Genomic DNA, 22,135 nt, shown 5'->3' on the forward strand with positions numbered 1-22,135 from the left:
GTCCGTTGTTAAATTGTAGAGGGTGGAGTACTAAAAAAAACTTTGTTCAATAACAATAATGTCACCCGGAGATACGGAAGAAGACAACTTAACTTTATTTTTAAGATCATCTTTTCCTGCTTGTGCTATATACACATTTTTACGTGCTGCTCGATCAGTAAAGCCCCCCGCAAGTGCAATGGCTTTATCTACGGTTAGACCTGGTTGGTATTCATAACCGCCTGGTTTTTTTACTTCACCATTCACATAGATACTTCTGAATCCAATAATACTGATGCGTACTTTAGGAGAGATTAGGTAGTCGCCTTTTAATCCATTAATTATTTCGTTCTGTAGTTGTTCGGTGGTCTTATTCAATGGCTTCAATTGGCCGAGGTATGGGTATTCAAATGTTCCACTATTGTCGATGTATAACTCATCAATAGAGAGGTTTTCTTCGCCATAAACCGATATTTGGATTTTATCACCAGCCCCAATCGTGTAATTATTATTTATGGCGATAGATTTAAATGAAATAGTCATAAAAAACATGAACCATAAACTGATTGTAGAAATACGTGCCATTACGATATCCGTTTTGTTATAAATTTAAAAAATCAAACTAGTGGCGATATACCACACGTTTTGGGTGTAAGTATTTGTTATTATAGAAGAGTCATTATCTTCGTAGCGCCATCCCGCTGTAATTTCAGCGTAGTCTCTAAGCTCATACCCAAAAATGAGAGCAGTTTCTATGAGGTCATCTTGACGAGAGCTACTAGAATAATCATCATTAATTAGTGCGACATTGATGCTGCTGTAGAAGTGTGTTTGCCAATAATGTTGCCATGCACCATTAAAGCGCGTTTTGTTAATATAGTTCGCGCCTTGGTCTGGGTTTTCTGCTCGTTGAGAGGCGGAAGCATTAATCGTCGAGTACTCGAGTAGCTTCCAAGTGACATTGAGATCCCAGCTAAAACCGTTAAAATCTTCTGTGTTGTGATTTTTGTATTTTTTATTTTGTAAACCTAAACGTAATCGGCCAGATGTCTTTCCTGTAATATCCCATTTGGTACCAACAAGATAATATGCATTTAAATCGTCTTGTGACTGTTTATTGAAAGGGTCATTTAGTCGGTAACGGCGATCCGCCAGATCAACCTCTACCAATAATTCGGTTGCAGGTTTAATGTTGTAATAAAAGGCCATACCACCACCAAACTCATCATAATCATTAAATGTTGAGCTAAACACATCGTTTGGAGAGGAGAGGTTTCGATAGTTTTGATACGTCTTTTTTTCATACTTTAAGTTAGACTCAATACGGCCTTTCGCATTTTCTGCGCCATAAACATGAGTTAGGTTGACATTGTGCAGTGAATACTCGACTGGTTTGCTTGCAATAGTGGAGAATTGATCTCCTGCAAATATACCAGTGCCTCGTTCTTCATGATCATACAAATAGGTATAATTAAAACCGATTCCTGAACGTTGATTTATTTGAACAAAATTATTTGTCGTAAACAGATGGTCGAGGTAATCATCATCGTGGTTATTGAAGTAGCTACCTGAATCCATTTGATAAAGGACTTGATATTGGTTGCCATTTCTATCTGATTCAATCATTACGCCGGGCTTGACTCTTAGAATATCTGACGACTCAGGCTGTTGTGATGACGAATAGCGACCAATGTTATCGTTATTCTCTAATGCCATTTCAAATAGAGGGGTAATTTTAATACCTGATTCGGTAATATAGCCATGACTTTTTTCATTGGCATAAACACCACTACTGGCACTCAATAGCGTTGTTGTTATCAGTGCTTTTGTTAATGTATTCATTACTCGTCCTTTAGTAAGCCGTTTTCCCTGAAAAGCCTTTGAATATGGTTAAAAAAATAATTTTCACATCTAACCAGGTTGACCATGATTGGATGTATTTAAGGTCAAATTCAACACGTTTTTGCATCTTATCAAGCGTATCCGTTTCTCCACGAAATCCTTTGATTTGAGCAAGTCCGGTAATTCCAGGTTTTACTTTGTGTCGTAACATATAGCGCTCAACAATGGTTCGATATTCTTCATTGTGGGCGACTGCATGAGGGCGCGGGCCTACAATAGACATGCGGCCTTGCAATACATTGAAAAATTGTGGAAGCTCATCAAGAGACGTTTTGCGTATAAATGCGCCAAAAGGAGTGATTCTTGGATCGTTCTTTGTCGCTTGTTTAACGATATTACCGTTATCCATCGTACTCATTGAGCGAAATTTCCATACTTTGATTCGGCGTCCATCTAGGCCATAACGGAACTGTTTAAAAATAATTGGGCCTGGTGAAGACAGTTTTACACCAATGGCTACTCCAATCAGTACTGGGCTGATGAGTAAAATAATGGCGCTTGCAACGACAATGTCTTGTGCTCTTTTTAGCCAACTACTCGAACCATAAAATGGAGTGTCATGGATACTAATGGTGGGAATGTTGCCAATAGCACTGAGTCGTGATTGCATTAGGTTATAAACAAAAAAATCAGGAATTAGGTAGGTATTGGCAGTGGTGTCAGAGAACATATTGAGATATTGCTTAATACGATCACTAGCTTTCATGGGCATTGATATATACACATGTTGTACCAGGCCTTTTTTAGAAAGTTTTAATCCTTTTGCGACACTTCCCTTAAAAGGTGCGGGTAAGTTATCGAGTGATAATCGATCTTTTTCACGATCATCGTAAAAGCCAATAACATTTATTCCGAGCTGTGGTTGATTTTTAAGCTGATTAGCCAGTTGAATACCGCTTTCAGTCACACCAATAATAATGGCATCTTTTTGATTGTAGCCATAATCACTTAATGTTTTTAATACTTGTTTAGCGAGATATCGCCATATTGTCAGCAATATAGGTGTGAGAATTAACCAGATACCGCCAACTACTCGTGAATAGTCCGCACTCACTTTAGAGAAAAAGGCAATAACAATTAAAGTTAGAAAAGTAACAAACCAAATGCGACTTAGGTTAAATACTTCATCAATAAAACGATAAACACGCCATGAGCGGTATAAGTCGTCTCTTTCTGCAATGATGAGATATATTAATATACTATACGTTACTATCAGAAAGTGGTCTCGATTGAATTCATCAGTATAGAAGGTTGAAGTGAAATAAAGGGTAGAGAAAATGATGATAGAATCAATCGCTCTATAGATGAGGCTAAGCTCATTATTATTACTGTGTAATTTAAGATTAGTATCCATACTATATAGCCAACAAAGGTTAATTAATTCTTGGGATGTCGTGTATATTTAATACGCTACCGCCCGTGAGTTTCCGGCTCCCAATATGCCATCTTTATATTAAGTTTTATTATCGACAAAAAATAAGCAACAACGCAATGTGGGCGTCAAATGTTTGTCGCTAATATACATGCTAATAAAATAGTGTCAATCTTGAATAAGGTAAGTTATTTATTTTTTTATTATCTTCGACTAATAGCTCAAGTTGTTACTTTTAGCGTATTGGGTTTTTTCTATATTTTTGCACCTTGTCGCATTTTTGTTTTTATTCTCTTTGTTTTGTGATAGTTGCGTGCTACCAATTAAGTTATTGATAAAGATGACATTAAGACCTTGTTGTTGTTATTTTGATTGCATTGTGATTGAAGAGTAATGATCGTTGAGGTGATAGGATGATATTAATTGAGTTTGTTTTTATTTAATTATTATTGGTAATGTTGTTTTTCTTGTGCTGAAGTGAATATATTATTAACAATGTCTTTTTTTTGACACGTAATCTCGTCTCAAAAGTGAGATTGCGGTTTTTTGTTTGAATTTATAATCCTATTAGTGTGAGAAATAGTCTATTTTAACTCCGTAAATATGAACTAGGTTGGATTTATATTTAACATTATTATCATTAAGAGGCATTAATGTAATAAAAGTTAAAACTGTAATTAGATCCGAATTTCAATGAACTAAATCTACACATTTTTGTTTTAATCAAACATGGAGTTATTATGAGCAGTATATATAAATCTTTTTTTATCGGCGGTTTACTTTCTTTGTCTTCACTTTCTATAAGTGCAGCAGAGCCAGCTACGTTTGCATTAGATGCTTCAATTTTACTTTCTAATGAGACATTAGATGCAGAAGGTGGCTACCTATCGGCTTCTGTTAATATGAAAAACGTCGGCGATGCTGATGCAAATATTAAATACTGGATCTCTGTAAAGGGACCTCAAGGACTTTCATTTCCTGCTAAAGCTGTTGTAAATACTAATAGTTCGACCTTTGAAGTGGATGAAGTCGAAGAGGGTACTAGCTTAGCGTTTAATCGTGGTATTTGGGTTTATGACTATATGAATAATGGTATTTATACTGTTAGCCTTGAAGGTGTAAATATAGATACAGGAGACACATTTCAATATACGGCTGAGTTTACAAAAGGCGTGGGTTTGGATGGTACAAAAACGATCGGAGATATTGAGGTTAACGCTAATTTAATTAGTAGTAATAACTTCCCATCGGAAGGTGGATATGCAACGGTATCTTTTGAAATAGATAATGTAGGACAGAGCCCTGTTGATGTCGAGTTTTGGGTTAATGCTAAAGCGCCAAATGGTTTTGATATACCAGTATACTCTAGAGTAAGTCGTGTAATTCAACCTGGGGAATCTGAGTTTGTTGTTCGTGGCTTTTGGCTTGAGTCAATATACCCTGATGGAAAATATATTGTTAAACCTCAGTTATATAATAAACAATCAGGAGAGCGTGTAGGATATGAATTGGAGATTTACAAAGGTGAAGCACAGTAAATATTTCCATATCTATTCCGCTTTTTTAACAAATGAACAAAGCCCTAAAGTATAGGGCTTTGTTTTTTTTCGTGGGTAGATACGCTGATATTTTCTTCTATTAATACATTTCGGTCTCTTGTATCGAGACTTAGAAAGTCGCAGCCCTGATCAATATCAAATCTATTTTCACTTATCAGCACGTTTTCAAAGGACAGTGTTGCGTTTTGGCTATAGGTTCTGATTAGTTTCTTGTATTTGTCATTGTCTGTTCCAACACAAGACATTTTGCGAAATATATTCTGGGTAATTGATAAGTTCTGTATGGGATTTTCTGCCACTTCAGTAGAAGAAAAACTTTGCAGTCGAATACCTAAATCAGAGTTATTAAACGTATTGCTTGTGATGTTGATATCACCCCATTTAACCTGATGTTGAGCTCTGCTGTTTGGGTATACATTGATAGCAAAGCCAGTATTGTCATCAAATTGATTGTGTGAAATGGTCACATCGTTGTAATAACTGGATTCTAGCGCTGTGCTACTAATATTTTTAAAGTGGTTATTAAAAACAACGGCCTTTTGTGTTGCTTTACGTGCGGATAATTTTAGCGTGCAGTTATCAAATTGATTGGATGCAAAGATAATGTTGTGGGTGCTTGGTACACTAAAGCCCTCGGTGGCTTGAGCTTGGGTGGTTGTTACTTGAGCGCAGTTAGAAAAGTGATTATTAATAATTAACGCATCTCTTGACTCAATGGCATCTCGTGTTGGTCTGGTTGTTACTCGAAGCGCGGCATCACCAAATTGCTCAAATCGATTATTTGCTATGACGCTATTTTTTGTACTCGCTAAATACACGCCTTGTTTTCCCCAATTGGCCGTTTGCCCACCATTAAATAACCCTACAAAATGAAGGTTAGATACTTTTAAATAGTCGGTATTTTTTATATATAGTAAATACTCGCTATTAAACTCTGGGCATTTTTTTAAGATTGCCCCATAACTACCAAAGATGGAGACATTGTTTTTATCGGTCAGGAATAAGGTATTACAGATGGTGTACTCGCCTGAGGGAATGGTTAAATTAGCATGATCAGGAAGCTGGGATAAGGCGTGGTTGAAAGCGCTGCTATCATCGATGCTATCATTAGGAATAGCGCCAAAATCGGTTACTGAATAGCTAGTATTTGCCATCATATTATCGGATGGAAATAAGCTTGATATTAATACGAGTGTTTTGATGTACATAAATACCCTATTTGCTTTTTAATCATGACATTACCCGTTTGTTTTTAGGCTGTTCTATTGAGTTAAGTATAGGGGATTCATCAGTCATTTTTTATTTATATTGCAACGGATTATACAATAAAGTGAAATGGACACTTATTTTGGGGTTAAGCTATTATTTATAGCTAAAGCGTATTAAAAAGGCAGTTAGATAACATCTGAACTGCCGTAAATAAAGTCATTCTTACTCTTAACTAGGGGGATAATTTATTTTAGTGTTAACGCTTAGCAGCCATATCTCGCAGTGCTTGTTTCTCGGCGTTGCTTAGGAAAGCTAAATCCAACCCGTTGACTTGAATTTGACGAAGCTGTTCTTGTGTTAAACCTACTTTTGGTGCAGCAACTTCATATTCATAAGGAAGTTCAATCCCCTCAACAGCAGGATCATCCGTATTAAGACAAACCTTAACACCATAGTTAAGGAAAGTTTTGATAGGGTGCGATTCAAACGAAGCAACCGTACTGGTTTGAATGTTAGAGGTTAAACAGGATTCAATACCAATGTTATTTTTCGCTAAGTATTCCATTAGCTTTGGATCTTCAATTGCTTTTACACCGTGACCGATACGTACTGCACCAAGCTCGTTGATTGCTTGCCACATACTCTCTGCACCTGCTGCTTCACCGGCGTGAACCGTTACTCGAAGCCCCGCATCACGAACTTGTTTAAAGTGGTTTATAAAGCGATCGCCTGGTTGGCCTAATTCATCACCAGCAAGATCGATAGCAACCAATTTATTCTTTTGGGTTAGAAGACCATCAAGTTCTTGCTGACAAGCATCTTGACCAAAAGTACGACTCATAATGCCAATTAGGTTTGCTTTTACACCAAAATCTTTACAGCCTGCTTCAACGCCATCCACAACGGCTTCAACAACGCCTGCAATCGGTAAATTGTGTTTCATTGCCATGTAGTATGGAGAGAAGCGTAATTCAGCGTAATCAATTTGTGCATTCATTGCGTCTTGCACATTTTCGTAAGCTACGCGGCGACATGCATCTAAATCACCAAGAACCGCCACACCCCAATCAAGTTTAGATAAGAAGGCAACAAGGCTTGGCTCCGCTTCTACAATTTGTACGTGAGGGCGCAATGCTTCAAGATCATAAGCTGGTAATTCTAAGCCAAATTTTTGGCCTAAATCTAAGATAGTTTCAATTCGAATGTTACCATCAAGGTGGCGATGTAAATCAGTAAGAGGGAGTGTTTTAGTTATCATTATTAACAGTTCCTACAAAAAAGATGTGAATGCGTATAAATATTAAGACAGAGTATAGAGAGACATTATTATGATGTCAGTAGCCGATTGGCTAAAAGCAGCGCAATTTAAAGGATTGCGCTTTGATGTTAACTTATTCTGTTGAGGTTGTTCTTTAAAATATATTATTCAATCTCTTTTAATTTTCGAGTTAAGGTGTTTCTTCCCCAACCAAGCAATTTTGCTGCTTCTTGTTTATGCCCATGAGTATGATTAAGGGCCTTTTCTAATAATATGCGTTCAACATTTGGGATAACTTTATTTAGGATATCCATTTCACCTTGTTGTAATTGTTTCTCAACCCAGTCACTTAATTGCGCTTGCCAATCCTCATTGATACTTTGTATCGGTGAACTTGACGTCGCAAATAATTCTTGTGGTAGATCGGCTGAAAGCACTTCTTGGCTGCTTGCCATTACCGTTAACCAGCGACAGGTGTTCTCAAGTTGTCTGACATTACCTGGCCAATCACATTGACTGAGGGCTTTGCTGGCTTCGTTACTTAGAGTTTTACATTCTATACCAAGCTCTTTGGAAGCTAGGTGCAAGAAATGCTCAGCAAGTTTAGCAATGTCTTCTCGACGCTCCCTTAATGCAGGAATATGCACTCGAATAACGTTGAGCCGATGAAACAGATCTTCACGGAAGCCTCCATCGGCAACTAGTTTCTCTAAATTTTGATGCGTTGCTGCAATAATTCGAACATCTACTTGTACCGGTGAGTGTCCACCTACACGATAGAATTGCCCATCAGCAAGCACTCGAAGTAGGCGAGTTTGAATATCTAATGGCATATCCCCAATTTCATCAAGAAATAAGGTGCCCCCATTAGCTTGCTCAAATCGTCCCTTTCGAACCGCATTGGCTCCAGTAAAGGCGCCTTTCTCGTGCCCAAAGAGTTCGGATTCAATTAAATCTTTTGGGATTGCAGCCATATTAAGGGCGATAAACTCACTATTTGCTCTTGGGCTGTGACGATGAAGAGCATGTGCAACCAGTTCTTTACCTGTGCCTGATTCTCCGTTGATTAGCACAGAGATAGAGGACCGAGATAAGCGACCAATGGCACGAAAAACTTCTTGCATTGCAGGTGCTTCACCAATGATTTCAGGAACATGGTGGGCTTTATTTGGTTTGTTCCCATTTTGTTTCTTCTGCTCTTGGCTGTGAGCGAGTGCACGCTCAACAAGTGTTAGGGCTTCGTCAATATCAAAGGGCTTTGGTAAATACTCAAATGCCCCTTTTTGATAGGCACTAACAGCGGCGTCTAGATCTGAATGCGCGGTCATTATAATGACAGGCAGTTCAGGGTAATTTTCTTGAACGTGGTTAAGTAAAGATAGACCATCCATTCCTGGCATACGAATATCCGATATGATCACATCTGGCACATTACGCTCTAGGGCTTGAATGACACTTTCAGCATCACCAAAACTTTCACACATCATGTTTGTACTGGTTAAGGTTTTCTCTAATACCCAGCGAATCGAGCTGTCATCATCGACAACCCAAATATATCCTTTGCTCATAAAGTGTTCTCCGTAGCCACTTAAGTGTGTTATTGGTTATGGTTATTTAAGTGGAAGATAAATAGTAAATACGGTCTTTCCAGGCCAACTTGTGACGTCGATTTTTCCGTTATGTTGGTCGATAAGGTTTTGTGAGATCGAAAGCCCAAGCCCTGTGCCTCCTTCTCGTGCACTGACCATGGGGTAGAATAAGGTATCTTGAATATGGCTAGGTATGCCTGGTCCATTGTCAGTAATATCAATTTTGACAGCAAGGCGATGGCGCTGACCATAAATATTGGTTTGAAAATCAGTACGAGTGCGTAAAGTGATAGTGCCATCGGGTTGGTCTTTGAGTACTTCAGCGGCGTTACTAACAATATTGAGGATGGCCTGTTCTATTTGCTCTGCATCCATATCAAAATCGGGCAAGCTAGGGTCATAATCTCGAATGATTCGTACCTGATAACTGGAGTTAAGCTCAATCAGTTGGCGGACTTTTTCAATGACAGCGTGTAGGTTTTCTGGTTTTTTGTGTCCTAATTTTTGAGGTCCCAATAGGCGATCAACTAAGTTTCGCAGTCGGTCTGCTTGCTCAATAATGATTTGAGTGTACTCATGTAATTCAGGTTTTGGCAGCATTCGTTCGAGCAGTTGTGCTGCGCCACGCAATCCCCCTAATGGGTTTTTAATTTCATGAGCCAAACTACGAACCAAGACTTTAGCGGCTTGTTGTTGAGCGTGTTGATTAATCTCTTGAGATAAACGACGTTGCTGCTCGATTTGGCGGATCTCAACTAATAGGTAAAGCGATTTTTCGATCTCAATGGGGCTTGATGTGATCTCAATATAAAGTGAGCGGTCATCAATCATGATTTGAACATCACTATCCGTCACGCTCTGGCCTGTTGTTAGCGGTTGCATTAAGGTGGAAAGATCAAATTTAGAGTGGTGAAATAGCTCATCAAAACGATGTTGAGCCATTCGCTGCGCACTTTGAGAAAAGAGTTGCTCTGCTGCTGGATTGGCATAATGAATAGTACGGTGATCATCCAGCAATAAAATCGCCGTTACTTGATGCTCAAGCAGCTGTGTTGAAAAATCCATCATTAACATCATCGTCCTTGTATCGCAAAACCCATCTTGCACCATTGTAGTGCATTGCACCTTGCTTGTCAGACAGGAACTGAAGCTGTTCCTTTAGTTTGTTGATGGGCGATGCAAAAAAACAGTAATAATAGGTGATGATGCAATTCTCTTGCCGTCTTTCAGAGCAATAACGGTAATGAGGTGAGTTCCTCTATTTATGTTTTTTAGTTTCCACTCTGTGGATGTTTGTGGTGGACCATAAGGCGCACCATCGAGCAGTAACTGTAATTTTTCATTAATACTGAGCTTACGTGTGAGTTCAGTTAATACGGTGATATGACCTCGAGAACTGCGGATTGTTTCTTCTTGTTGTAAGTTAGTCACTGAGATAGCGAGTGGCTTGAGTTTCTTTTTCATTGGCTTGGTTGTGGGTGCTGTTTTTTTCGAATGTTCAGGCACTGCAGGAGAGGTTTCAACGCTAGTTGTGGGTGATAAAGAGATCGTTGTTACAGGCCCCTTACTAAGAGGTGCGCTATCACTAAAATGGCGAACGCCCTTGCTGTCTTCCCAAGTGTAAACCGTATTAGCGAAAACGGATGTGGAAAGTAAGCTAAAAAGGATGAAAAAAATATAACGCATAATGTCACCATGATATTGATGTCATAACGATACTGCAGAAATGAAATCTGGGTAAGTGTGAGCCTATTAGAATTACTGTTAAAAGAGAAATTGCCAACATAAAAAAGGCTCGCTTGTGAAGCGAGCCTAAAAATAGCAACTTGATTTCAAACTGTTGCGTCAGAATTAAACTGAGTAATACATTTCAAACTCAAGTGGGTGAACCGCTGTGTTGATTGCTTCAACATCTTGAGACTTAAGTTTGATGTAAGAATCAATGAAGTCATTAGAGAATACGCCGCCAGCTGTTAAGAATTCACGATCTGAATCTAGAGCTTGTAATGCGATATCTAGAGATTCTGCAACTTTTGGAATTTCTGCCGCCTCTTCTGCTGGAAGGTCGTACAGATCTTTATCCATTGCTTCGCCTGGATTGATCTTGTTCTTAATGCCGTCAAGACCTGCCATCAGCATTGCAGAGTAACTTAAGTATGGGTTAGCTGCTGGGTCACCAAAACGAACTTCGATACGACGTGCTTTCGGGCTTGGTACCACAGGGATACGAATAGAAGCAGAACGGTTACGTGCAGAGTATGCAAGCATAACAGGTGCTTCAAAACCAGGGACAAGACGCTTGTATGAGTTAGTCGTTGGGTTAGCAAATGCGTTGATAGCACGAGCGTGTTTAATGATACCGCCAATGAAGAAGATAGCCATTTCAGATAGGCCACCGTACTTATCGCCAGCAAATAAGTTTTGCCCATCTTTGTTCAATGACATATGAACGTGCATACCTGAACCGTTGTCACCAACAAGAGGTTTTGGCATGAAAGTCGCTGTTTTACCGTAAGCGTGAGCTACGTTATGAACAACATACTTATAGATTTGAGTTTCATCTGCTTTGTTTGTTAGCGTGTTGAAGCGTGTTGCGATCTCATTTTGACCCGCAGTTGCTACTTCATGGTGGTGTGCTTCAACAACAAGACCCATTTCTTCCATGATTAAACACATAGCAGAACGGATATCTTGAGATGAATCAACAGGAGCTACTGGGAAGTAACCGCCTTTAACGCCAGGGCGGTGACCTTTGTTGCCGCCTTCGTATTCTGTACCTGAGTTCCATGCTGCTTCAATATCATCAATCTTAAAGAAAGAGCCAGACATATCAGTGTTAAAGCGAACATCATCAAATAAGAAGAATTCTGGTTCGGGACCAACTAAAACGGTATCAGCAAGACCCGTTGAGCGTAGGTAGTCTTCAGAGCGTTTTGCGATAGAGCGAGGATCACGATCGTAACCTTGCATTGTTGTTGGTTCAAGAATGTCACAACGAACATTTAATGTTGGGTCTGCAGTGAACGGGTCAAGAACCGCACTTGCTGCATCTGGCATCATTACCATGTCAGATTCGTTAATGCCTTTCCAGCCTGCAACTGAAGAACCATCAAACATTTTACCTTCTTCAAAGAAGTCGGCGTCAACTTGATGAGAAGGAATTGAGATATGTTGCTCTTTACCTTTTGTATCGGTAAAGCGTAAATCAATAAATTTTACTTCGTTCTCTTGAATTAGAGCTAATACGTTTTCTACTGACATGTAGGATAACCTCCAGTGTTATAATATAAATATCGGCCAGCTAAGCTGTTATTTGCTATATAGCTAGAACTGTGCCAAAAGTAATAATCCTTTATTATTAATGACTTGCGTTTTTTATTTACTAAAAACCATTTTTAACTGCACTAATTTGATCCCTGATTGCACCATTATTGTGCGTTGCAATAGGAAGGAGCAGATAAAAATAAATTGTCATTAATTACTTCTATCCGCTATTCAGCAGTGAAATGGAAAATTTGTCAATCTAATTCCAACATAAAATTAAATTACCAATAACAATTGCCTTGTTAAGTTATTGATAATTAAACTCTTTAGTTTTTTGGTAAAGATAATAAAGTCATTAGGTTGGTTGCTTAAATCTCGTCGGAATTGGTCGTTTTTACAGCGTTTTTTGGGGCTGTATTAAATTAATTTAAAAATAATTGTGTCTTTAATCACATATTTCGTGGGTTTTGCGCTAAAATCTGTTAAATTATTGACCGTTTTTAAACCAAGTAGTGCCAATGGTGGCTCTACATGCTCTGAGTGAATTTGAATCCATGTCTACTCCACAGATTGATAAACTAAGAAATATCGCAATTATTGCGCACGTTGACCACGGTAAAACAACCTTGGTTGATAAGCTATTACAACAATCAGGCACACTAGAATCATCTCGTGGTGAGACTGAAGAACGCGTAATGGACTCGAACGACATCGAGAAAGAGCGTGGTATTACGATCCTTGCTAAAAATACAGCAATTAACTGGAACGATTACCGCATCAACATCGTAGATACTCCTGGACACGCCGATTTCGGTGGTGAAGTTGAGCGTATCATGTCTATGGTTGATTCTGTTCTTCTTATCGTAGATGCTGTTGACGGCCCAATGCCTCAAACGCGTTTCGTTACACAAAAAGCATTCTCACACGGCCTTAAGCCAATCGTTGTAATCAACAAGATTGACCGTCCTGGTGCTCGTCCTGATTGGGTTATGGATCAAATCTTTGACCTATTCGACAACTTAGGCGCAACTGATGAGCAACTAGACTTCACTACTGTTTACGCTTCAGCACTTAACGGCTGGGCAACAATGGAAGAAGGCGAGACTGGCGAAAACATGGAACCATTGTTCCAAGCAGTAGTTGATAACGTAGAAGCACCAAACGTAGATATCGAAGGTTCTCTACAAATGCAAGTTTCTCAACTAGATTACAACTCTTATGTTGGTGTTATCGGTGTTTGTCGTGTTACTCGTGGTTCTGTAAAAGCAAACCAACAAGTAACTATCGTAGGCGCTGATGGTTCTAAACGTAACGGTAAAGTAGGTACTGTTCTTGGTTACCTAGGTCTTGACCGTCACGAAGTTGAAGTTGCAAATGCTGGTGACATCATTGCAATCACAGGTCTTGGTGAGCTGAAAATTTCAGACACAATCTGTGACGTAAACAACGTTGAAGCGATGAAGCCACTGTCTGTTGATGAACCAACAGTAACAATGACTTTCCAAGTAAACAACTCACCTTTCGCTGGTAAAGAAGGTAAGTTCGTTACTTCACGTAACATCCTTGAGCGTCTAGAAAAAGAACTAGTTCACAACGTAGCATTACGTGTTGAGCAAGCGTCAGATCCAGATAAATTCCGCGTATCAGGCCGTGGTGAACTTCACCTATCTATCCTGATCGAAAACATGCGTCGTGAAGGTTTCGAGCTAGCAGTATCTCGTCCAGAAGTTATCATCAAACATGATGAAAACGGTGTTCTAACAGAACCGTTTGAAACAGTAACTATTGATGTTATGGAAGAGCACCAAGGTGCAATCATGGAAAACATCGGTATCCGTAAGGGTGAGCTAACAGATATGGCTCCTGATGGTAAAGGCCGTATTCGTATGGACTTCATGATGCCTTCTCGTGGTCTTATCGGTTTCCAAACTGAATTCCTAACAATGACGTCTGGTTCTGGTCTAATTTACCACTCGTTTGATCACTACGGTCCACACAAAGGTGGCGAAATTGGTCAACGTGCTAACGGCGTATTAATCTCGAACGGTATGGGTAAAGCAGTAACTTACTCTCTATTCAACCTTCAAGATCGTGGCCGTTTATTTGCAGAGCACGGTGATGAAGTATATGAAGGTCAAATCATCGGTATTCATAACCGTGCTAACGACCTGACTATCAACTGTCTACGTGGTAAGCAACTGACTAACGTACGTGCATCTGGTACTGATGAAGCTCAAACGCTTTCTCCTGCTATCAAATACACACTTGAGCAAGCTCTAGAATTCATCGATGATGACGAGCTAGTAGAAGTAACACCAGTAAGCATCCGTATCCGTAAGCGTCATCTTACAGAGAACGATCGTAAACGTGCTGGTCGTGCACCTAAGTAATTATTGATTCGGATTTAGCTTTAGTTAAATCACAAATCGAATAAAATTTAAAATCCCTTTGCAGTTGACTGCAAGGGGATTTTTTTTATCTGTTATGATGTATAGAGATTGATATTTTAAAGAGTAAATCGATGGAAGAAAAAATCAAACATAAGCTAAGGATTAGCTGGTCATATCTACTTTTCTTAAAGCAACGAATTATTCATGACAGACTAACCGTCAGTGCAGGCTATATGGCCTACATTACGTTATTGTCTTTGGTGCCGTTAATTACCGTTTTATTATCTGTATTGTCGCAATTTCCAGTATTCTCTGGCGCAGGTGACACAATACAGGCATTCGTGATTCAGAATTTTGTACCGGCAGCCAGTGATGCAGTTGAAGCCAGTTTAAAGGAGTTTATTTCTAATACTGGGAAGATGACGGCAGTCGGCTCAGGGTTTTTATTTGTTGCTTCGGTAATGCTGATTTCTGCTATCGATAAAAGTTTGAATTATATTTGGCGAGTAAAGAAAAAGCGTCGTCCAATGTATTCATTTTCTTTGTATTGGATGATTTTAACTTTAGGCCCTTTATTGGTTGGGGCAAGTTTAGCAGCAACCTCATATGTGACTTCACTGAAGATCATGGATGATGAAATAGTGTCGAGTTTTTACCGGACTTTATTGGGTTGGTTGCCTATCATATTGTCGTTCTCAGCATTTGTTGGTTTGTATTTACTAGTACCAAACAAAAAAGTTCGAATAACGCATGCGCTTGTTGGGGCTATGTCTGCAGGTTGCTTATTTGAGTTTAGTAAAGTGGGGTTTGCGCAATACATAACACAATTTCCATCATACCAAGTGATTTATGGCGCGTTGGCAGCGGTACCAATTTTATTTGTTTGGGTTTATTTATGTTGGATTATTGTCTTAATTGGCGCTGAAATTACAGCAAGTCTCGGCGAGTTTGAGGGATGGAGAGCTGGTAAGGTAAGCACCAATATATTGGAATCAGACATTAAAGCATTAACAGAACAACAAGGGTTGATAGAAAGTGATAGCACTGATCCAGAGAGTAAGTGAAGCTGCTGTAAAAGTAGATGGCGAAATTACCGGTGAAATTAATCAAGGTCTATTAATTTTATTAGGCGTTGAAAAAGAAGATGATGAAGCAAAAGCTAAGCGTCTAATGGAAAGAGTATTAACTTACCGAATTTTTGAAGATCAAGACGGTAAGATGAACTTAAATGTGCAACAAGTAAATGGTAGCGTATTGGTTGTATCGCAATTTACGCTGCCTGCAGATACAAAGAAGGGCACTCGTCCAGGATTTTCAAAAGGGGCGCATCCTGTGGATGCAGAGCGCTTATATGACTACTTCTCTGACTTATGTGAAGGGAAGTTACATACTCAGAGAGGGCGTTTTGCTGCGGACATGAAGGTCTCGCTAGTGAATGATGGGCCAGTGACGTTCTGGTTGCAGGTTTAAGGGCAAGGGCGAGGTTCGAGGAGTAACGCTGAGAGTTTATATTCGCTTGCTGTTTTGCTCTTCCCCCTTAGTAAGGGGGAGGTTGGGAGGGGGTCAAGAACTAACAGCGTATAATCAAGGTAGATTCGTATTTAATTCTACCTGTATCGCAATGACCCCTCCCTAGCCCTCCCCTTATTAAGGGGAGGGAACAGTATTGTGACCGCTGCAATCACCACGCTCACCCTGAACCCTTAGCTCTTCCTCGCTCCTAACAACAATAAAAGGATTTATATGTTTCGATTGATCACACCAACCACAGACGCGGAATTAAAAGCGTATTACCATTTTCGTTGGCAAGTATTGCGTGAGCCCTGGCGTCAGCCTGAAGGTTCTGAGCGTGATGCGTATGATGACATGAGCCAACATCGAATGATTTTAGATGGTCGTGATCAACCTGTCGCAGTAGGGCGTTTATATTTAACGCCTGATAATGATGGCCAAATTCGCTATATGGCCGTTGCAGCACATTGTCGAGGCAAAGGTATAGGCGCATTGATTTTAGTGGCTCTGGAGTCTTATGCGCGCCAAGAAAACGCTAAACGTCTGGTATGTAATGCTCGTGAAGATGCAATTCCTTTCTATGTGAGAAATGGATTTACTAACCAAGGTGAACTGAGTGATGAGAGAGGCCCAATTCGTCACCAACAAATGCTTAAACATTTAGATCCTCTGGCTGATGTACTTCGACGTCCAGATTGGTGCGCAGAGCTTCAAAAACGTTGGGAAAATGAAATTCCAATCAGTGATAAAATGGGCATAAAAATCACCCAATATACAGGTTATCGCTTTGAAGTCAGTGCGATTTTAAATGCGAATCTAAACCCTCATAATACGATGTTTGCAGGCAGTATTTTTACCATGGGCACCCTGACTGCTTGGGGGATGGTATGGCTACTGTTAAAAGAACGAGGCTTAGATTCCAGCAGTATTATGTTGGTTGATAGTCATATTCGTTATCGCCAACCGATCACTGAAAACCCAAAGGGCATAACGTCACTCAACTGTTTGCAAGGGGATTTTGACCGCTTGAAATCAGGTAAACGAGCCAGAGTGAAAGTGAAAGTTGATTTATGTAATGGGAATCAACCTGCGGCCGAGTTTATTGGGACGTTTATGTTGATGAGGGACTAGAAACTATACGTGTTACTAACTAGACCGCTTCGCTTCTATAAGAGCAACAGCAAGAGCAGAATTCAGATCGCTACGCTTGCAGAGTTCAGAGGGACCTCTCTTGCTTTTATAGTTTCTAGTTAGCGAAGCGTATAGTCTCTAGCTTTACTAAGCTCTCGCTCTTAATCAGCCGCCTGCATTCTTGCCCACCACGCTTCATCTGCAACGATCTGCCCAGTTTCATCAAGCTGTGGTAATTCAAGACCTTTACGTTTGGCTACTTTCGCAAGTACAGGGTGACCACGTTCAAACAGCACCTTATTGATGTATTCTTTAGGTAACATACTCTCTTCACGGTCATACATACCGGCTAAATCGCGTTGACGTTGTGCTTCATATAAAACCAATGCACTAGCAACAGAAACATTCAGAGATTGCACCATACCGACCATAGGAATAATAATATCCTGATCTGCAAGAGCTAAAGCTTCTTTACTGATCCCTGTTTTTTCGCTGCCTAAAATGATAGCTGTTGGCTTGGTGTAATCAACCTCACGAAAATCTACCGCCGTATCAGATAAGTTAGTTGCTAAAATTTGCATGCCTTGTGCTTTTAATACCGCAACAGCGTCCTCAATACTCTTATGAGTTTCAACATCAACCCAATTACGAGCACCCGCGGACGTATGTCCAAGCATTTGCATTTGCTCTGTTGGCCATACCGCATGAATCTTATGGATGCCGGTTGCATCAGCGGTACGAACAATGGCAGAAACGTTATTGGATTTATGGGTTTCTTCTAAGCACAGAGTAAGATCAGTTTGACGAGCTTTTAATACTGAAGTAATTCGTTGATAGCGTTCTAAGTTCATGATTTTAATTCTTGGGATAGGTGAAAGGGACTAGGGATAAGTAAGGGGAAGCTAGCTATACGCTGCGCTGACTAGAAACTAGACCGCTTCGCTTCTATAAGAGCAAAAGCAAACCGAGGTCTGCTTTTGCTTTTCCTGAAAACTAATAACTCACCACGCCAACTATATCGGCACTTATAGTCTCTAGTTAGCGTAGCGTATAGTTTCTAGTTCTTATGTCTACGAACTTTAAGCGCATGTGGCATAACACGAATACGACGCATGATCTCCGCTAAGTGCGTACGATCTTTAGCCGTTAATTCAACCGTAATTGTATATAAACGGCCATCTTTCTCTTCGGTACTAATACCACGGATGTTTGAGCCCGTACCTGCAATTACATTGGCTAAATCGGCTAATGCACCTTGGTGGTTTTGGATATCAATATCCAGAGCAGTAGCAAACTCTTGATCGAATTCATCAGCCCATTCAACCCCCATGTACTTATCAAGTTCTTTTTGATAACCACGAACGTTCGCACACTCTTCCATGTGAACCACAAGACCACGGCCAGGGCTTACATGAGCAATGATGTGATCGCCAGGGATCGGACGACAACAATTAGCGAAGGTCAGCAAAATACCATCAGCACCACGGATAGGTAATTTTTTACCAGTACTGGTTTCAATGTTTGATGAGTCTTGCTCTGTTAGTTCATCCGCATCGCCAAGTAGACGACGAGCAACCACAATACTCATTAACTCACCAAGACCAATGGCCGCCAGTAAATCCTCAGTGTCTGCAAGCTTAAGATCAGACAGAACATGCGTAATGTTATCTTGTGAAATATCATCCAGAGAGACATTGTGGCCCAGCGCATGGTTAAGTAGACGGCGACCTAAAATCACAGAGTCTTCTTTACGCATGGTTTTCAGTACTTGACGGATCTTAGTACGTGCTTTTGAGGTAACAACATAGTTTAACCAAGCCGCATTTGGACGCGCACCTGGAGCACTGATGATCTCAACCGTTTGGCCGCTCTTTAGTGGTTTACTTAGAGGGTAAGGCTGGCGGTTAACGCGTGAACCAACACAGCTGTTACCAACATCAGAGTGAACAGCGTAGGCAAAATCAACCGCGGTTGCGCCAACAGGCAGTTCAAAAATGCGGCCTTTTGGCGTGAAGACGTAAATTTCATTCGGGAATAGATCCGATTTTACGTTTTCAATAAATTCAAATGAGCTACCTGCACTTTGTTGCAGTTCAAGTAAGCTTTGCATCCAACGCTGAGCTCGGATTTGAGCGGTAGTGCTAGAGTTGTCGCCTTCTTTGTACGACCAATGTGCAGCAACACCTTTGTTTGCCATCTGCTCCATATCTTCAGTACGGATCTGCACTTCAACAGGGACGCCGTGAGGGCCAACCATTGAGGTGTGAAGAGATTGGTAACCATTGGCTTTTGGTACAGCAATATAATCTTTAATACGACCAGGACGAGGTTTATAAATACTATGAACCTGACCTAGTGCGCGATAACACGTATCGACATTGTCTGTAATCACTCGAAACGCGTAGATATCCATAATGGTATGGAAACGCTGCTCTTTATTTTTCATTTTATTGTAAATAGCGAACAGATTTTTTTCTCTACCAATCACACGACCTTTAATGCCAGCTTCAGCAATACGGCCTTCAATTTCAGAGTGGATTTTTTGGATCATTTCTTTACGGTTACCACGAGCTGACTTTACCACTTCTTTTAATACGCGATAGCGATTTGGGTAAAGGGCTTCAAAACCTAACTCTTCAAGTTCAGTTTTAATGTTGTGGATACCAAGGCGATGCGCCAAAGGAGAGAATATTTCTAAGGTTTCACGAGCAATGCGACGACGTTTATCAGGGCGTAATGCACCTAATGTACGCATGTTGTGGGTACGGTCAGCAAGTTTGATCAAAATAACGCGGATGTCTTGCACCATCGCCATGACCATTTTTCGGAAGTTTTCAGCCTGCGCTTCTTTTTTATCGCGGAACTTGAGTTTGTCCAGCTTAGAAACGCCATCCACTAATTCAGCAACGGTATCGCCAAATTGTTCTGCTAGCTCTTCCTTGCTAACTTCAGTGTCTTCAATAACATCGTGAAGCAGTGCAGCCATTAGCGTTTTATGGTCGAGTCGCATTTCTGCAAGAATACGAGCCACAGCTACTGGGTGAATGATGTAAGGTTCGCCACTTGAGCGAGTCTGCCCTTCATGGGCCTCTTTTGCTACCAGGTAAGATCGACGAAGAGCCTCAATGTGAGGCTCTGGCAGGTAATCTTTGGCAACATCTTTCAGGCTATCGAATAAATCCAAATTTCGCCCCGTCAGGTTTGCTGTAATTTATAATCTATAAAAGATTATAGAGATTAACGATTGTGTGTGATTGAGCTTACTGCTGCTAATTCAGCGGCATCTTGCTCTTGTTGCTCTTGACGTTCACGAGCATCAAGTAATTCTTTAGTGATCAGGCCTTCTTCAATTTCACGAAGAGCGATAACAGTAGTTTTATCGTTCTCTTCAGGCACTAGCGCATCTTTACCACCAGTTTGCATTTGACGTGCGCGACGAGATGAAACTAAAACAAGGTCGAAACGGTTGCCGATTTTTTCAACTGCGTCTTGAACGGTTACACGTGCCATGAGGACTCCAATTTATTAACAAAAATAGTTATATGTTGAGAAAGTATACAAGTAACTAGTATAAGTTTCTAGCTAGGGTTACGAGATACTAATAGAAATACGAAGAAATTAGTCAGCTAATAGCGCGTCTAACATGCCTTTGTATTTCATAGTTTGTTTGTCTTGCTTTAAACGCTCTGCACGGATAATGGCGCGGAAGTCCATTTGTGCAGTATCAAAGTCATCATTAATAATCACATAATCGTATTCATCATAGTGAGATATTTCTGACTTTGCTTCGCTCATGCGCTTAGCAATAACAGCGTCGCTGTCTTGACCACGTGCATTTAGGCGTCGTTCAAGTTCTCCATTTGATGGAGGTAAAATGAACACACTTTTTGCTAAAGGCATTTGTTCACGGATTTGACGAGCACCTTGCCAGTCAATGTCCAAGAATACATCAATGCCTTTATCAAGCGTTTCTTCGATCCATACACGAGAGGTTCCGTAATAATTACCAAACACTTCCGCGTATTCTAAGAATTCATTTTTTCCAATCAACTCTTCAAAATGCTCTTTCTGAATAAAGTGATAATGAACACCATCAGTTTCTCCTGGACGCATACCACGAGTAGTATGAGACACAGAGACTTTCATTGCATAAGTTGGGTTGCTTTCTAACAGTGCCGTGATCAAACTCGACTTACCAGCACCACTTGGCGCTGACACAATATAAAGTGTACCTTTACTCATGATAGATTCTCTTGGGAGTTATGGCATTTCTCTTTAAGTTACACTTTAAAAGGTAAAATAAAGATGGATGCGAAGCATAGAAAATTGGGTGGCGAAGAATAGCACAATCAAGAATTAATTTGAATGAAATAAATACGCTAATTGAAATAATAATTTTGTGTTAACTTGGCTTGGCACTATCATTAGAGTGCAACCAATTAATTATCATATTTATTATAGCAATAACGGTGGATAACTCCTTATGCCTTCTCATTTACCCAAATCATTTAGTAAGCCCTTCTTAAAAGTATTTCATATTTTAGAGGCGGTTCTGTTGGTTGCGATCACATTAGCGACCTTATTTGCCATGGTGAATGAATTTATCCATGTGTTTTCTGTAAGACAGATCCAGCTAACTGATATTTTATTGATGTTTATCTATCTTGAAGTGCTCGCGATGGTGCAGCAGTTTGTGATGAACGGAAAAATCCCAGTGCGTTACCCTATCTATATCGCCATGATGGCTATTGCTCGTTATATCACTTTAGGTATGAAAGAGATTGATGCGGTATTAGTGGTTTGGTTGGCGCTAGCGGCCTTTATCCTTGCTGCAGCGACATTATTGATCCGTGTTGGGCATCATTATTGGCCATATGAAATAAACGAAAACAAACATTATGATGAGTAGTTTTGATTAAGTCGTTTTAACGCGGTGCAGCCAATTAAAAAGCCTCACAGAGGGTATCTAT

At 40.1% G+C, this 22,135-nt stretch carries 19 protein-coding genes; 6 read left to right on the forward strand and 13 right to left on the reverse strand.

Annotated features, from left to right (window positions below):
* Window positions 1–30: 30 nt before the first annotated feature.
* Genes PVK71_RS06260 through PVK71_RS06270 form a run of 3 tightly spaced genes read right to left on the reverse strand, consistent with a single transcriptional unit; the run spans window position 31 to window position 3,235 of the window.
* Complete coding sequence (locus PVK71_RS06260; protein ID WP_130045182.1) at window positions 31–531, reverse strand: polysaccharide biosynthesis/export family protein; 501 nt, start codon at window positions 529–531, stop codon at window positions 31–33.
* Window positions 532–588: 57 nt separating this feature from the next.
* Window positions 589–1,821, reverse strand: coding sequence for an outer membrane beta-barrel protein (locus PVK71_RS06265; protein WP_274419037.1), 1,233 nt, complete (start codon window positions 1,819–1,821; stop codon window positions 589–591).
* A gap of 10 nt (window positions 1,822–1,831) precedes the next feature.
* Complete coding sequence (locus tag PVK71_RS06270; protein WP_130045121.1) at window positions 1,832–3,235, reverse strand: undecaprenyl-phosphate glucose phosphotransferase; 1,404 nt, start codon at window positions 3,233–3,235, stop codon at window positions 1,832–1,834.
* A 758-nt stretch (window positions 3,236–3,993) separates the two neighbouring features.
* Between PVK71_RS06270 and PVK71_RS06275 the strand changes: the two genes are divergently transcribed.
* Entirely contained in the window at window positions 3,994–4,791 is a 798-nt protein-coding gene (locus PVK71_RS06275) for an RbmA family biofilm matrix protein (protein WP_274419040.1), read from the forward strand.
* A 44-nt stretch (window positions 4,792–4,835) separates the two neighbouring features.
* Here PVK71_RS06275 and PVK71_RS06280 read toward each other — a convergent pair whose 3' ends face one another.
* From PVK71_RS06280 to glnA, 6 genes are all read right to left on the reverse strand, one after another.
* Entirely contained in the window at window positions 4,836–6,020 is a 1,185-nt protein-coding gene (locus tag PVK71_RS06280; protein ID WP_130045117.1) for a right-handed parallel beta-helix repeat-containing protein, read from the reverse strand.
* A gap of 257 nt (window positions 6,021–6,277) precedes the next feature.
* A complete protein-coding gene (gene add / locus PVK71_RS06285; protein ID WP_130045116.1) occupies window positions 6,278–7,279 on the reverse strand; it encodes an adenosine deaminase in 1,002 nt (333 codons plus the stop codon).
* Between the two features lie 164 nt (window positions 7,280–7,443).
* Window positions 7,444–8,847, reverse strand: a complete 1,404-nt coding sequence (gene glnG, locus PVK71_RS06290; protein WP_274419042.1) for a nitrogen regulation protein NR(I) — start codon at window positions 8,845–8,847, stop codon at window positions 7,444–7,446.
* Between the two features lie 42 nt (window positions 8,848–8,889).
* The gene (gene glnL / locus PVK71_RS06295; RefSeq protein WP_274419128.1) at window positions 8,890–9,933 is read right to left on the reverse strand and encodes a nitrogen regulation protein NR(II); all 1,044 of its coding nucleotides are present in this window, start codon (window positions 9,931–9,933) and stop codon (window positions 8,890–8,892) included.
* Between the two features lie 93 nt (window positions 9,934–10,026).
* A complete protein-coding gene (locus PVK71_RS06300; protein ID WP_274419043.1) occupies window positions 10,027–10,554 on the reverse strand; it encodes a DUF4124 domain-containing protein in 528 nt (175 codons plus the stop codon).
* Between the two features lie 165 nt (window positions 10,555–10,719).
* Window positions 10,720–12,129, reverse strand: coding sequence for a glutamate--ammonia ligase (gene glnA / locus PVK71_RS06305; protein WP_274419044.1), 1,410 nt, complete (start codon window positions 12,127–12,129; stop codon window positions 10,720–10,722).
* 557 nt (window positions 12,130–12,686) lie between these two features.
* On the opposite strand from glnA, the gene typA reads away from it, so the two are divergent.
* The 4 genes from typA (at window position 12,687) to PVK71_RS06325 (ending at window position 17,165) form a co-directional block, all read left to right on the forward strand.
* Window positions 12,687–14,522 carry a translational GTPase TypA gene (gene typA, locus PVK71_RS06310; RefSeq protein WP_130045107.1) on the forward strand — a complete coding sequence of 612 codons (1,836 nt, stop codon included), beginning with the start codon at window positions 12,687–12,689 and terminating at the stop codon, window positions 14,520–14,522.
* Window positions 14,523–14,653: 131 nt separating this feature from the next.
* Window positions 14,654–15,586, forward strand: a complete 933-nt coding sequence (locus PVK71_RS06315; RefSeq protein WP_130045106.1) for a virulence factor BrkB family protein — start codon at window positions 14,654–14,656, stop codon at window positions 15,584–15,586.
* Window positions 15,558–15,992 (forward strand): D-aminoacyl-tRNA deacylase, encoded by a 435-nt coding sequence (dtd, locus tag PVK71_RS06320; RefSeq protein WP_130045104.1) that lies wholly within the window; start codon window positions 15,558–15,560, stop codon window positions 15,990–15,992. The genes PVK71_RS06315 and dtd overlap by 29 nt, the downstream gene beginning before the upstream one ends.
* Before the next feature lie 273 nt (window positions 15,993–16,265).
* Window positions 16,266–17,165, forward strand: coding sequence for a bifunctional GNAT family N-acetyltransferase/hotdog fold thioesterase (locus PVK71_RS06325; RefSeq protein WP_274419046.1), 900 nt, complete (start codon window positions 16,266–16,268; stop codon window positions 17,163–17,165).
* Between the two features lie 161 nt (window positions 17,166–17,326).
* Here the strand turns inward: PVK71_RS06325 and trmH are convergent, their stop codons facing one another.
* The 4 genes from trmH to gmk form a co-directional block, all read right to left on the reverse strand.
* Window positions 17,327–18,016: a tRNA (guanosine(18)-2'-O)-methyltransferase TrmH gene (gene trmH, locus PVK71_RS06330; RefSeq protein WP_274419048.1), complete on the reverse strand. Its 690-nt coding sequence runs from the start codon at window positions 18,014–18,016 to the stop codon at window positions 17,327–17,329.
* 206 nt (window positions 18,017–18,222) lie between these two features.
* Entirely contained in the window at window positions 18,223–20,349 is a 2,127-nt protein-coding gene (gene spoT, locus PVK71_RS06335) for a bifunctional GTP diphosphokinase/guanosine-3',5'-bis pyrophosphate 3'-pyrophosphohydrolase (protein ID WP_274419049.1), read from the reverse strand.
* 53 nt (window positions 20,350–20,402) lie between these two features.
* On the reverse strand, window positions 20,403–20,675 hold the full coding sequence (gene rpoZ, locus PVK71_RS06340; RefSeq protein WP_060993374.1) for a DNA-directed RNA polymerase subunit omega: 273 nt from the start codon (window positions 20,673–20,675) through the stop codon (window positions 20,403–20,405).
* 108 nt (window positions 20,676–20,783) lie between these two features.
* Complete coding sequence (gene gmk, locus PVK71_RS06345; RefSeq protein WP_130047968.1) at window positions 20,784–21,407, reverse strand: guanylate kinase; 624 nt, start codon at window positions 21,405–21,407, stop codon at window positions 20,784–20,786.
* A gap of 241 nt (window positions 21,408–21,648) precedes the next feature.
* Here gmk and PVK71_RS06350 point away from each other — a divergent pair, with 241 nt between their 5' ends.
* Window positions 21,649–22,074 carry a phosphate-starvation-inducible protein PsiE gene (locus PVK71_RS06350; protein WP_130047967.1) on the forward strand — a complete coding sequence of 142 codons (426 nt, stop codon included), beginning with the start codon at window positions 21,649–21,651 and terminating at the stop codon, window positions 22,072–22,074.
* Window positions 22,075–22,135: the final 61 nt, after the last annotated feature.

This window comes from Aliivibrio sp. S4MY1 (assembly GCF_028765545.1).
Taxonomy (GTDB): Bacteria; Pseudomonadota; Gammaproteobacteria; order Enterobacterales; family Vibrionaceae; genus Aliivibrio.